The sequence below is a fragment of the Cyanobium usitatum str. Tous genome (genome assembly GCF_003011885.1).
Classification (GTDB): Bacteria; Cyanobacteriota; Cyanobacteriia; order PCC-6307; family Cyanobiaceae; genus Cyanobium_A; species Cyanobium_A usitatum.
The window spans coordinates 91,765-105,589 of sequence record NZ_PXXO01000010.1; the positions used below are offsets into that span (position 1 = coordinate 91,765).

Annotated in this window: 9 protein-coding genes; 3 read left to right on the forward strand and 6 right to left on the reverse strand. The window is 62.9% G+C overall.

The features are described 5' to 3' along the window. Positions 1–9: 9 nt before the first annotated feature. The 6 genes from purL to C7K55_RS09755 form a co-directional block, all read right to left on the reverse strand. The gene (gene purL / locus C7K55_RS09725; protein ID WP_106632542.1) at positions 10–2,364 is read right to left on the reverse strand and encodes a phosphoribosylformylglycinamidine synthase subunit PurL; all 2,355 of its coding nucleotides are present in this window, start codon (positions 2,362–2,364) and stop codon (positions 10–12) included. 72 nt (positions 2,365–2,436) lie between these two features. Continuing rightward, positions 2,437–3,147: an RNA methyltransferase gene (locus tag C7K55_RS09730; protein ID WP_106632526.1), complete on the reverse strand. Its 711-nt coding sequence runs from the start codon at positions 3,145–3,147 to the stop codon at positions 2,437–2,439. A gap of 2 nt (positions 3,148–3,149) precedes the next feature. Next, positions 3,150–4,295 (reverse strand): DNA polymerase III subunit beta, encoded by a 1,146-nt coding sequence (gene dnaN, locus C7K55_RS09735; RefSeq protein WP_106632527.1) that lies wholly within the window; start codon positions 4,293–4,295, stop codon positions 3,150–3,152. Positions 4,296–4,720: 425 nt separating this feature from the next. Further along, complete coding sequence (gene thrC, locus C7K55_RS09745) at positions 4,721–5,779, reverse strand: threonine synthase (protein ID WP_106632543.1); 1,059 nt, start codon at positions 5,777–5,779, stop codon at positions 4,721–4,723. A gap of 85 nt (positions 5,780–5,864) precedes the next feature. Then, complete coding sequence (locus C7K55_RS09750; protein WP_106632529.1) at positions 5,865–6,470, reverse strand: alpha/beta hydrolase; 606 nt, start codon at positions 6,468–6,470, stop codon at positions 5,865–5,867. Positions 6,471–6,501: 31 nt separating this feature from the next. After that, positions 6,502–8,376, reverse strand: coding sequence for an ABC1 kinase family protein (locus C7K55_RS09755; RefSeq protein ID WP_106632530.1), 1,875 nt, complete (start codon positions 8,374–8,376; stop codon positions 6,502–6,504). A 108-nt stretch (positions 8,377–8,484) separates the two neighbouring features. Here C7K55_RS09755 and recN point away from each other — a divergent pair, with 108 nt between their 5' ends. The 3 genes from recN to C7K55_RS09770 all read left to right on the forward strand — a co-directional run. Beyond that, positions 8,485–10,173 carry a DNA repair protein RecN gene (gene recN / locus C7K55_RS09760; RefSeq protein ID WP_106632531.1) on the forward strand — a complete coding sequence of 563 codons (1,689 nt, stop codon included), beginning with the start codon at positions 8,485–8,487 and terminating at the stop codon, positions 10,171–10,173. Between the two features lie 74 nt (positions 10,174–10,247). Then, positions 10,248–13,274 (forward strand): excinuclease ABC subunit UvrA, encoded by a 3,027-nt coding sequence (gene uvrA, locus C7K55_RS09765; protein ID WP_241518292.1) that lies wholly within the window; start codon positions 10,248–10,250, stop codon positions 13,272–13,274. Positions 13,275–13,485: 211 nt separating this feature from the next. Beyond that, positions 13,486–13,825 (forward strand): tetratricopeptide repeat protein (locus tag C7K55_RS09770; protein ID WP_241518293.1); only part of this gene is annotated, 340 nt, incomplete at its 3' end.

Sequence of the window (13,825 nt, forward strand, 5' to 3'; positions counted from 1 at the left end):
GGTGAAATTTCATTCTGCACGAGCGCCCTCGCCCATTCGCCGCGGGATGGCCTGCTCGTAGCAGGCCTCCAATGCCGCCAGGCTCTGCTCAAGCAAAGGTTGGCCTGCTTGGCGAATTACCAGGCTGGTAGCAGCTGTAACCGCGCCAAGCCGCTCTGCCGGCACTGCAGCCAACGCCAGAGCCTGCTGCCAGGCGGCATCCTGATCGGCGGGCACGCTCACCAGAATGCGGGCACCACCCTCGGCAAACAGCAGCCGATCCAGTCGGGCGCTGCTGGCCGTGATCTCCAGCTCAGCCCCCAGAGGTATTAATGCCATGGTGGCGATGCAGCACTCGGCCGCAGCCACCGCCAGGCCGCCATCGCTGAGGTCGTGGGCGGAGGCCACCAAGCCCTGGCCAATCGCTTGGCGCAGGAAGACCTGAACCGAACGCTCCAGAACCAAATCAATCTCGGGCGGCCGCCCCGTGACGGCTCCATGCAGCAGCTCCAGATAGCTGCTGCCGGCCAGGCTCAAGCGGGGATCGGCGGGAGCCTCACCTGTTTCCAAAGGCACCCCCAGCAGCCAGATGGCGTCGCCGGCCTGGCGCCAGGCCTGGCCGCGCACGTGCTCAAGGTTGTGCACCAGGCCCACCATGCCCACCACGGGGGTGGGGTGGATCGGCTGCATGCGGCCATCGGGCAGGCGGGTCTCGTTGTAGAGGGAGACGTTGCCGCCGGTGACAGGGGTATCCAGGGCGCTGCAGGCGGCCGAAAGGCCGCGGCAGGCCATCGCCAGCTGCCAGTAGCCGGTGGGGGTTTCCGGCGAGGGGAAATTGAGGTTGTCCGTCACGGCCAAGGGCTCGGCGCCGACGCAGCTGAGGTTGCGGGCCGCCTCGGCCACCGCCGCCATGGCGCCGCGCTCGGGATCGAGGGATACCCAGCGGTTGGGGCAGTCCACCACCGCCGCCACGCCACGGCTGGCTGCCGCCATGGCGCCCTCGCCCTGCTGGGGCCGCAGCCGCACCACGGCCGCATCGGCGCCGCCGGGGGGCACCACGGTGTTGGCCTGCACCTGGTGGTCGTACTGGCGGTATACCCAGCGCTTGGAGGCGATGGTGGGGTCATCAAGCAGGGCCAGCAGGGCCCCATCCCAGCTGAAAGGCAACTCAGCTGGTAACTGGGTCTCGCTCCAGCGCCAGTGGGCCTGGATCTCAGCAGGCGGCTCGCTCAGCAATGTGTGGTGGTTGATCGGCGTGTCGTCCGCCAGGGCGCTGGCGGGCACCTCGGCCGCCACCTGGCCGTGCTGCAGCACCCGCACGATGTTGTCTTCCAGCACCCGGCCCACCACTGCTGCCTGCAGCCCCCAGCGCGTAAAGCGCGCCATCAGCGCCTGCTCCGTGCCGGGCTTGACCACAAACAACATCCGCTCCTGGGATTCGCTCAGCAAAAACTCGTAGGCGGTCATGCCGGCCTCGCGGGCGGGCACGCGGTCGAGATCCAGCTCAATGCCCAGCCCCCCCTTGGCAGCCATCTCCGAGCAGCTGCAGGTGAGGCCGGCGGCGCCCATATCTTGAGCCGCCACCACATCACCGCTCTGGAAGGCCTCCAGGCAGGCCTCGATCAGTCCCTTCTCAAGGAAGGGATCGCCAACCTGCACGGCGGGGCGATCATCCAGGGAGGCCTCGGTGAGCTCAGCGGAGGCAAAGCTGGCGCCGCCCATGCCGTCGCGGCCGGTGGTGCTGCCCACATAGACCACGGGGTAACCCACTCCTTCAGCACCGGAGCAGACGATCTCCTCGGTTTCCATCAGCCCCAGGGCCATGGCGTTCACCAAGGGGTTGCCGGAATAGCTGGGGTCAAACGCCACCTCCCCACCCACGGTGGGCACGCCCACGCAGTTGCCGTAGTGGGCGATGCCTGCCACCACGCCCTCCATCAGACCCACGTTGCGCTCGTCCTCCAAGGGACCGAAGCGCAGGGCATTGAGCAGGGCGATCGGCCGGGCGCCCATGGTGAAGATGTCGCGCAGAATGCCGCCCACGCCGGTGGCCGCGCCCTGGAACGGCTCCACGGCCGAGGGGTGGTTGTGGCTCTCGATCTTGAAGGCCAGGCGCTGGCCTTCACCCAGATCAACCACGCCTGCATTCTCGCCAGGGCCCACCAGGATGCGCGGGCCGGTGGTCGGGAAGCCCTGCAGCAGCGGCCGCGAGTTGCGGTAGCAGCAGTGCTCCGACCACATCACCCCAAACATGCCCAACTCAGCGCGGTTGGGAGCGCGGCCGAGCCGACGACAGATCTCGTCGTAGTCGGCCTGGCTGAGGTTCTCCTTCTTGAGGGCATCGGGAACCGAATAGGCCGGTGCTTCGAAAGAGGCGGCAACCACGTGCAGCTGGGCAAGATCACTGCAGTCTCGCCGAGCGGGCCTCACAGCAACTGGAACTGGTCTACGCGAGGTTCAAATCCAGGGATCTTCATCATCAGCAGGCGGTCCAGAACGGCGGCGGCGAGGGGGTGCATCGGTTTCGTAGGGCTGATCTAACCCCTCCGGCTCCTGCCAGGGCGGCTCCTCAAGCCAGCCCTCCAGCCTCTCCTCAAATCGGTTGCCCGCCTCCTGCACCTGATCGCGCCACCGCCTTGAACGACGCAAAAACTCTTGCCGCACACTTGCCCGGGCTAGGGGCAGGTCGTCGATGCTCTCCAGCGCGGTGAGCACCTGGCCGGGCTGTTGATCCAGCAGGCGATCCAAGCTCAATCGCCAACGGCTACTGCCCGGCAGGCGTGGATCACTGCGACTCACCAAATAGTGGCGAATACGGCCACTACGCAACTCGATGGCGGCATCAGCCAAGGTGCCGATCGGTTGCTGGCGGCGATCCAGCACAGCCGCATCGATCAAGGTCGGCAGCTTCTCCAACACACCAAGGTCGGTTTCAGCTGGTTCACCTTGCACAAGTGCTTCCAGCTCAGAAATGCCTCGCAACTGGTTGAGACGCCACACCTGGCGGCGATTGCCAAAAGCCGACGGTTTTGAAACCCAACCCAACACCCGATGCACAGGGGGATGCATCCACACCTGCACGCCCGCACCGTGATCGAGCCCCTGATCGCAGCGGACATGCCGGCGCAGCAAATCACTCAGCAGCACCTGCTCCGGAAGGGGAGCCACCGTCAGCTGCGGATCTGAACGGGCATCACCAAGTAGGTGAATTGATCCCCTTCCGCAGGAGTCAAAATCGCCGGCGTGGTGGGGGCGTTGCACTGCAACAGCACCCGATCACAGGCCATGGCCTTGAGACCATCGAGCAAGTAGCGCACGTTGAAGGCAATCTGAATCGCTTCACCCTCAATGGTGGCAGCGAGTCCTTCAGAACCACTGCCCACGTCCTGGGCATCAGCCTGAATCAATATTTGACCGGTGGCGGGCTCGGCACTGAGCTTGACGACATTGTTGTGCTGGTCAGCAAGCACAGCCACTCGCTCAAGGGCCGAAACCAGAGCGCGGCGCTCGAGGTTGATCGTGCGCGTGAAGCTCTCTGGAATCAGCTGGCGGTAGTTGGGGTAGGTGCCATCAAGGCTGCGGCTGGTGAGCACCTGGTCAGACCAAAGGAACACCACCTGGCCGCGATCACAAAACAGGCTCAAGGGCTCTTCAGATTGACGTCCTGAGAGCAGACGCTCCAACTCCCGCAACGAGCGAGCTGGCACGGTGACGGCAAAAGGCTCCTCGGCTTCGTTTTGCCCAGAGGCGGTCGCATGGGCAAGCCGGAGCACGGCCAGGCGATGGCCATCGGTTGCCGCACATTCCAGCCCGGCCGGATCAAGGCCCAGGTGCACGCCAGTGAGCAGTTGCTTGGCTTCATCGCCACTGCTGGCAAAAAGGGTGGCGCGCAGACCCTTAACCAGGGCTTCCGCTTCCAGGCGAATCGGTGTACCGCTCTGCACTAGGGGCAGGTCAGGAAAATCATCTGCAGGCATGCCCCGCATCTGGTAGCTGCCCGAAAGGCTGGTGAGCTCCACCTGCTCGGAACCCTCAGCGCAATTCAGCGTGATCGGGCTATCACTCGAGAGGCGCGAAACAATTTCGCCAAACAACCGGGCGGGCAGGGTGATGGCGCCGCTGGTTTCAACGCTGGCGCTGATGCTCGTCTGGATACCCAGGCTGAGGTCAAAACCGGTGAGGCTGAGTCGACCCGTGCCCGCATCAGCGGTGAGCAGCACGTTTGCTAGCACCGGATGGGTGGGGCGACTGGCCACGGCCCGGCTGACCAGCTGCAGGCTGGAGCTGAGTTCAGACTGGGAGCAGACCAGCTTCATGGCGTTTGTGCTGGGAAGCCTGACGGCTTGATCAAGGGTGACACCACGCTTCCACAGGGCGGCTGATTGCGCAACGCCGGTGATCCGTCTTGCTCCGCTCTTCTAAGGGTTTGATTGATCAAGCTCAAGAAAGAAATTAAAACCGTTTTAGTAGGGGTTGAGGAAACCGGGGAAAACCGAAAAACTCTCCGCTGCAGCTGGGTTTGATCTGGATCAGCCCTGGGGTTTGGCCTGGGCCAGCTGGGGTAAAAATCAGCTTTTCCGCCGTTTCCAGCAGGTGTGGAAAACATTGGTATTGGGGAGCTTGGCCAAGCCGAGAGCTTCTCCGCGGTTTCTAGTGCCTTTTCCCCAGCTGTTCAGCAGACGCTTTGCTGATTGGTTGAAGGTTTTGGCTAGGCCCGGGCTTGGGTGAGGTCTGGGCTTGCTTAAAAACCCATCACTTCGGCCACCTTGGCGGTGTCCGCCTCCAGACCGGTATGGAAACGGGCGTCATTGTTTTCGATGGCGGTAGTTGGATCCTTGAGGCCGTTGCCGGTGAGCACACAAACCACCGTGGCTCCCTGGGGCACCTCCTGGTGGTGCTTGAGCAGGCCTGCGACCGAGGCGGCACTAGCTGGCTCGCAGAACACGCCCTCGCCGCTTCCCAGCAGCTTGTAGGCATCGATGATTTCAGCGTCGGTGACGGCCATGAAGTTGCCACCGCTTTCGCTGCGCACGTTTAGGGCTTTTTCGCGATTCACCGGGTTGCCGATGCGGATCGCCGTGGCGATGGTGTCTGGCTGCTCAACCGTGTGGCCCAGCACCAAAGGAGCAGAACCCGCCGCTTGAAAGCCCATCATTCGGGGCAGCTTGCGGCAATGGCCCTCTTTTAGGTACTCGTTGAATCCCATCCAGTAGGCGCTGATGTTGCCGGCGTTGCCAACCGGGATGCATAGCCAGTCCGGCGCTTCACCAAGGGCATCAACCACCTCGAAGGCGGCGGTTTTTTGCCCCTGCAATCGGTAGGGGTTCACCGAATTAACCAGGGTGACCGGGTATTTGTTGGCAACTTCCTGCACGATCGCCAGGGCTTTGTCGAAGTTGCCCTGGATGGCGATCACCTCGGCGCCGTAGAGGAGGGCTTGGGCCAGTTTTCCCTGGGCCACATAGCCATCTGGGATCAGCACGAAGGCCCGCATACCGCCGCGGCGGGCGTAGGCGGCCGCGGCGGCCGAGGTGTTGCCCGTGCTGGCGCAAATCACTGCTTCAGAACCGGCCTCCTTGGCTTTGGAAATCGCCATGGTCATGCCCCGGTCTTTAAAAGAGCCGGTGGGGTTGAGGCCGTCGTATTTCAGATAGACCTTGACGCCGCGGCCGATTCGTTCGGCGATCACCGGGGCTGGGATTAGGGGTGTGGAGCCCTCCCGCAGGGTGATTACGGGTGTGCGCTCTGAAACTGGCAGCCAGCGCCGATAGGCCTCGATCAGTCCAGGCCAGTCCTGCATGGTGGGACGGGCAGCAAAGGGGCCCTTGCTCAAACGCTGCAGAGAACGGAGCAAGGACACGATTTGGACAGTGACTTCAGTGAATCTACGGCGCAGCAGCTGGCGCGTCGCCCCGCAACCCATCCAGGGGTGATTCGGAGAAGAAGCGCACCAGCTCGGTGATCGAGCTGGTTTTGCTGATCAGGTTCATCAAGGCGGGGATGCTCACTTCCATCTGCTGGGCGGGATAAGCGCGCAAGAAAGAAATTGCGGATATCGAACCGTTGCCTTCAACGACCCCCAGCACCATGGCCGAGCGCATGGCTGGAATCCCGGCCTGGGATGCCTTGAGCGGAAACACGATTACAGACAGGCGCTGCAGGATTGCCTCGCCGATTCGGGTGTTGAGCAGCCTGCTCACCAGGCTTACCGGCAGGCTCACCGACTGATTCAGCAGCTTGGCGATTTCCTGGGGATTTTGGCGGCTGAAGCTCAAAACATCTGCTAGCAGGCCTCGGGCTTGGCCGGTCTTAGCCAGATGCTCCAGGTCTGCAACGGCGATGGAGCGGCGAAAGGCACCGCTCACAAACACCAGGTTTTCAGCAGCACTAGCTGGCGGCAGGCTGACCGCAGGCCAGGGAACGACCAGGCTCAGGCCCAGGGCGATGGCAACAAGGGCCTGACGTTTACGGCCTAACGACGCTATTTGCATGGCGATAAGCCTACGGCGATTGCTTTCAAATTCAGGCGGCGACGAGCACATCTCGCACTAGGCGAACCATGCTGCGCTCGGCCAGACCCTTGGCTAGTTGAACTCCCATCTGGCGTAGTTCCGGTTCTCCCACAAGGCGTGGCAGGCGGCGCAGCAGCATCTGGGGTTCGAAGCCAGGCAGGGCTTTGAGTATGCCCATTAACTGGCGCACCGGCTCGAGGTCGAGCAGCGGTTCAGCCGCCTCGCTTAGCCGGTGACGGCGCAAACCTGGAGGTTGGAACCGTTCTGGCAGGCGCTTGCCGATGCGCAGGGTGGTTTGCCAGGCCATGGCGTCCATGCGGCCCACCATGGCGTCTACCAGCTGTTGGCGTAGCAGCCCGCCGTTGGCTGAGAAAAGAAAGCTCAGCACCTGATCGAGCAGCCCCTCGAGATCGAGCTGGGCTCCTTGGGAGGCGCTAGCGATCAGGTTGTCGAGCCGTTGCCAGCGGAAGATTTCGCCGTCGAAGAGCATCTCCTTGAGGCTCTGGCGCAGGGTGGGATCGGGGTCTTCCATCAGCCGCCGGGCGAAGTAGGGGTAGGCGGCGCCAAGGATCTTGAACTCGGGATCAACGCTGAGGGCGATTCCCTCCAGGGTCACCAGCGAGCGGATGATTAGGGCGTAGTAGGGCGGTACCTGGAAGGGGAAGCGATACATCACGCCGGAAAGGTCATCCGTGACCGCCTTGAAATCCATGCGGCTTACTCCCTGCTCGATCGCTTGACCGAACACCTTTTCAAAAGCCGGCACTATCGGCTCGAGATTTACGTCTTCGGCCAGGAAGCCCAGGCTGACGAAATCCTTACTCAGCTTGCCGAAACTGCGATTTACCAGGTGCACAACCGCCTGAATCAGGCCGGTGCGCGATTCGCGGCTCACCTCGCTCATCATGCCGAAGTCGAGGTAGGCGAGCCGGCCATCCGCCATCGCCAACAGGTTGCCGGGGTGGGGGTCGGCGTGGAAAAAGCCGTGCTCCAGTAATTGCTGCAGGCTGCAGTTAACACCGACGTTCACCATGTCGTCGGGGTCTACGCCGATGCCGCGCACCGCTTCGAGATTGGTGAGCTTCACCCCCTCCATCCATTCCATCGTGAGCACCCGGCGGCTAGTGGCCTGGTGGTAGATGCGGGGAACGGTGATACGGGGATTGTGGGCGTGTAATTCGGCGAAGCGCTCGGCGTTGGCGGCTTCGTTGAAGTAGTCCATCTCCTCAAACACCCGCTTGCCCAGTTCATCGATCAGGGCCACCAGGTCGGAGCGGATCAGGCCGACGTTTTGGTTAAGCCAGGAAGCGATGTTGCGCACGATGTAGAGGTCGAGCGTGATTTGCTCCCGCAGGCCCGGGCGCTGCACCTTTACGGCCACCGCCTGACCCCCCTTGAGCACGCCCTTATGCACCTGGCCCAGCGAAGCGGCCGAGATCGGCTCGGCGTCAAGTTGCTCGTAGATGTCGAGTACTGCAGCGCCCAGGTCCTCTTCGATGCAGGCCATCGCCAGGGCGGAGTCGAAGCCCGGCAGCTGGTCTTGCAGCTGGGCAAGTTCCTCCAGCAGCAGCGGTGGCACGATGTCGGGCCGGGTGGAGAGGGCCTGGCCGGCTTTGATGAAAGCGGGGCCTAGCGAAGCCACTAGATCCGCTGCCTCCTTGGCGCGGGACCTGGCTACCTCCGTCGCCTTGAGCCGCCCGGTGAGCCAGTCAAAGCCCACCCCAAGTAGATAGAGCCCGATTGGCACCAGGGTTTGCCACAGGCGCCGGAATAGCCGTTGCGGGTGGCCGGTGTAAATCCGGGTGATGGCGGCCGGGTCGTAGCTCAGCAGGCCAGCGGCCTCCAGAAAATCACCCAACTCGGCTTGGTTGTTGTCGGGATCCATGGGAGTTGGGCGGGCAAAGCACCGCTAAGGCGCACCAAACCCCTTCTAAACGAATCCCACTGCCGCTACGGTCTGGCCGGTACACCAGTCCGGTTAGCGGAGGCCGACGTGCTCACGGGACTGCGCCTCAGCAATATCGCCCTGATCGAGCGGCTGGAGCTCAGCTTCAGCGAGGGCTTCACGGTGCTGACCGGTGAGACGGGAGCAGGTAAATCGATCCTGCTTGATGCCCTCGATGCCCTTTTGGGTGGGGCCCAGGGCAGCGCCGGCGCCCGGCTGCTGCGCCGCGGCGCTGAGCGCGGCACGATCGAGGCCAGCTTCAGCCTTTCGCCCCCTTTGCAGGCCTGGTTGCAGCAGCAGGAGCTGGAGGTTGAGGAGGGCGAACTGCTGCTATCGCGCGAGTGGCGCCTCACAGAAGAGCGCCTCAGCAGCCGCAATCGGCTTAATGGCGTGGTGGTGAGCCGGGCCCAGATCCAGGAGTTGCGGCCCTTGCTGCTCGATCTCACCGTTCAGGGCCAAACCCAGCAGCTGGCGCGGCCCGGTCAGCAGCGCCGCTGGCTGGATCGCTTTGGTGGTGAAGGCCTTTCGCTTTTGCTGACGCCGGTGGCGGCGGCCTGGCGCCAGTGGAAACAGGCGGCGGCGGCGTTGGAGCAGGCCCGCAGCGACTGGGACCAGCTACAGCAGCAGCGTGCGGCCCAGGAGCAACTGCTGGCCGACCTGGAGGCGGCCCAGCTGCAAGATCCCCAGGAGCGTCAGCAGCTCCAAAACGAGGAAAACCGCCTCGCCCATGGGGTGCGGCTGCAGGAGGGGGTGATGGTTTTGCTGGGCCGCTTGCAGGAGGGGGCAGAGCAGGCGCCATCGGTGCTGGATCACCTGGCCGCCTGCGAACAGGAGCTGCTGCAGATGGAGGCCTTAGATGGCGGCGTCAGTGAGCTGCGCAGTTGCTGTAGCGATGGTTTGGCGGCTTTGCAGGATCTGGCCCGCGAACTGGATCGCTACGGATCTGGTCTTGATAGTGACCCAGAAAGCTTGGCGGAGCTGCAGGAGCGCATGGCCCAGCTCAAGGCCCTGGAGCGGCGCCATGGTCAGGAGTTGGCTGGCTTGATCGCCCTGCGCGATCGCCTGCGCCAGCAACTGGCCCCCGGCGGTGGTGAAGCTTCCCTGGAGGCCCTGGAGCTGGCGGAGCAGCGAGCCCGCCAGCTTCGCGATCAGGCCAATGCCTCGCTCAGCGCTGCCCGCCGCCAGGCCGCCGCTGCCCTGGAGCAGCAACTGATGCAGGCGCTGCGGCCGATGGGATTGGCCAATGTGCGCTTCGCGGTGGCGATTGCACCAGCGCCAGCCGGGGAGGAGGGAGCCGATGCGGTGCAGTTTCAGTTTTCCGCCAACCCGGGTGTGCCCCTGGCGCCCCTGGCTGAGGTGGCTTCAGGCGGTGAGATGTCGCGCTTTCTGCTGGCTCTGAAAACCTGTCTGGCTGCGACAGACCAGCACGTCACCCTGCTTTTCGATGAGATCGATACGGGCGTGAGTGGCCGGGTGAGCGGAGCCATGGCCGAGCTGCTGGCCCGCCTGGCTAAGCAGCGCCAGGTGTTTTGCGTCACCCACCAACCCCTGGTGGCCGCGGCGGCAGACCACCACTTCCGCGTCTCCAAGCAGGTGTTGGAGGGTGTCACCCATACGCGGGTGTCCCAGCTGCGGGACACCCAGGACCGTCAGGCGGAGCTGGCCGAACTGGCGGGTGGCGATTCGGGTGAGGCCAGCAGCTATGCGGCCAGCCTGCTGGATCAATACGGTCGCTAGAACCCCTCCAGCACTGGTCTGTGCCCAGGGCAAGGGGGAGCATCCGTAGACTTGCTAGTCCATGAGCCGTCTGGATGCCCCGCGCCAAGAGCTCTGCTGTCCCTAGCTCTGCCACCAACGGTGCAGCCGCTAGCAGAACCCTCGCCCAGACCGTTCACGAAAAGGCCCTTGACCCGAGCCGTGTGCTCAGCGGCGGCTCCTTTGAGGATGTGATCCGGGTGCGGGGCGCCCGTCAGCACAATCTCAAAAACGTAGACCTCACCATCCCGCGCAATCGCCTGGTGGTGTTCACCGGTGTGAGCGGCAGCGGTAAGAGCTCGCTGGCTTTTGACACGATCTTTGCCGAGGGCCAGCGCCGCTACGTCGAGAGCCTGTCGGCCTATGCGCGCCAGTTTCTGGGCCAGGTGGATAAGCCCGATGTGGATGCGATCGAGGGGCTCTCACCGGCCATTTCGATCGATCAGAAATCCACCAGCCACAATCCCCGCTCCACCGTTGGCACGGTGACGGAGATCCAGGACTACCTGCGCCTGCTATTCGGCCGGGCTGGAGAACCCCATTGTCCTCAGTGCGATCGCTCGATTCGGCCCCAGACCATCGACGAGATGGTGGATCAGATCCTGGCCTTGCCCGAGGGCACCCGCTACCAGTTGCTGGCGCCGGTGGTGCGCGGCAAGAAAGGTAGCCACGTCAAGCTGCTGGGCGGTCTGGTGGCCGAGGGCTTTGCGCGGGTGCGCATCAATGGCGAAGTGCGCGAGCTCGCCGACAACATCGAGCTAGATAAAAACCACGCCCACAACATTGAGGTGGTGGTGGACCGGCTTGTGGCCCGCGAGGGGGTGCAGGAGCGACTCACCGATTCGCTGCGCACAGCCCTTAAAAGGGGCGATGGTCTGGCGCTGGTGGAGGTGGTGCCCAAGGCCGATGAGGAGCTGCCCGATGGGGTTGAGCGGGAGCGGCTCTATTCGGAAAATTTCGCCTGCCCGGTGCACGGCGCTGTGATGGAAGAGCTGTCGCCTCGGCTGTTCTCTTTCAACAGCCCCTACGGCGCCTGCCCCGACTGCCACGGCATCGGCCACCTGCGCAAGTTCACCGCCGAGCGGGTGTTGCCCGATCCCTCCCTGCCCGTTTATGCGGCGATTGCGCCTTGGGCGGATAAGGACAATTCCTATTACTTCTCCCTGCTTTATTCGGTTGGGGAGGCCTACAAGTTTGAGATCAAGACGCCTTGGAATCAGCTCAGCGCTGAGCAGCAGGAGGTGCTGCTGCATGGCAGCCAGGAGCCGATCAGCATTCAGGCCGACAGCCGCTATCGCAAGAGCGCCGGCTACGAGCGTCCGTTTGAGGGCATCTTGCCGATCCTGGAGCGTCAATTGCGCGACGCCAGCGGCGAATCTGTGCGCCAAAAGCTGGAGAAGTTTCTCGAGCTGGTGCCCTGCGCCACCTGCCACGGCCTGCGATTACGGCCGGAAGCGCTGGCGGTGCGGGTGGGCCCCTATGCCATCCACGAACTCACGGCGGTGAGCGTGGGCGAAACCCTGCGCCGGATCGAGTCGCTGATGGGGGTGGGTGACAGCGAGGGTGCTGATCCTTTGCTCAGTCCACGCCAGATCCAGATCGGTGATCTGGTGTTGCGGGAGATCAGGCTGCGCCTGAAGTTTCTTCTGGATGTGGGGCTCGATTATCTGAGCCTGGATCGGCCCGCCATGACCCTCAGCGGTGGCGAAGCCCAGCGGATTCGGTTGGCGACCCAGATCGGCGCGGGCCTCACCGGAGTGCTCTACGTGCTGGATGAGCCCAGCATTGGTTTGCACCAGCGTGATAACGACCGGCTGCTTAATACCCTGCTGAAGTTGCGGGATCTAGGCAACACCTTGATCGTGGTGGAGCACGACGAAGACACGATTCGTGCGGCCGACTACGTGGTGGATATTGGCCCGGGGGCGGGGGTGCATGGCGGCCACATTGTGGCTGAGGGCAGCTTTGAGGATCTACTTGCCGCAGAGGATTCCCTTACCGGGGCCTACCTCAGTGGCCGCCGCTCGATTCCAACTCCAGCTGAGCGGCGCAGTACCGGTAGCCGCCGGCTCACGATGGTGGACTGCGAGCGCAACAACCTGGCCGGCTTCGATGTGGAGATTCCACTGGGGCGGCTGGTGTGCGTCACCGGGGTGAGTGGCAGTGGCAAGAGCACCCTGGTGAATGAGCTGCTGCATCCGGCCCTGGAGCACCAGCTGGGCCTGAAGGTGCCATTTCCACCTGGCTTAGGTGAGCTGCGCGGTATCAAGGCGATCGACAAGGTGATCGTGATCGACCAATCACCGATTGGTCGTACGCCCCGCTCCAACCCCGCCACCTATACGGGCGCTTTTGACCCGATCCGTCAGGTGTTTGCGGCCACGGTGGAGGCCAAGGCTCGCGGCTATCAGGTGGGTCAGTTCAGTTTCAATGTGAAGGGTGGCCGCTGTGAGGCCTGCAGTGGCCAGGGCGTCAATGTGATCGAGATGAACTTCCTGCCGGATGTATATGTGCAGTGTGATGTATGTAAGGGAGCCCGCTACAACCGCGAAACGTTGCAGGTGACCTACAAGGGTCACACGATTGCTGATGTGCTGGAGATGACGGTGGAGCAGGCCGCCGATGTGTTTTCAGCTATCCCGCAGGCTGCCGATCGGTTGCGCACCTTGGTGGATGTGGGCTTGGGCTACGTGAAGCTCGGCCAGCCGGCGCCCACCCTCTCAGGCGGTGAGGCCCAGCGGGTGAAGCTGGCCACCGAGCTCTCTAAACGGGCCACCGGTAAAACCCTTTATCTGATCGACGAACCCACCACCGGACTCAGCTTCTTTGATGTGCATAAGTTGATGGATGTGATGCAACGCCTGGTGGACAAGGCCAACTCAATCCTGGTGATTGAGCACAACTTGGATGTGATCCGCTGTGCCGACTGGATCATTGATCTGGGACCCGATGGGGGAGATAAGGGTGGTGAGATTGTGGTGGTGGGAACCCCTGAAACGGTGGCAGAGCATCCCACCAGTCATACGGGCAGATACCTCAAGCAAGTGCTGGAGCAGCATCCGCCAGAGGTCTTGGCAGGTTGAGTGGTGGCTTAGTGGTGGTTTTGGAGGGTTAGTGGAAGGGCTGGGAGTGGCTTGGGTGGTGGCTTGATTCGGAAGGGAAATGCCTATAGTTGGGTAAAGAAGGTAGTGCGGTGTGGGCAAACCCAAGCGGAGTGGCAGTGGGTTCTCAGCTGCTAAGCAAACAGCAGCCCCCAAGCAGCAGGTGACCAGGAGTTCTGCTGATCACACCGCTATGGAGCAACAAGCTATTGAACTGATCAATCAAGGGAAACTTGAAGAAGCAGAGACGATTTATAGAAAACTAATTGAAGAAGGGACGAAAAATCACATTGTCTATGGAAATCTAGCGGCTATCTGCGGAACGCAGGATAGATTTGACGAACTCATAGAACTTCTCAGGAAAACGCTTCACCTCAAGCCCAACTACCCAGGCGCTCACTACAACCTTGGCAATGCTCTCAAGGCGCAGGGGGACCTAACTGCTGCCATTGGCTCTTACAACACTGCTCTGCAACTCAATCCCAACCACCCCGATGCTCACAACAACCTTGGCAATGCTCTCAAGGCGCAGG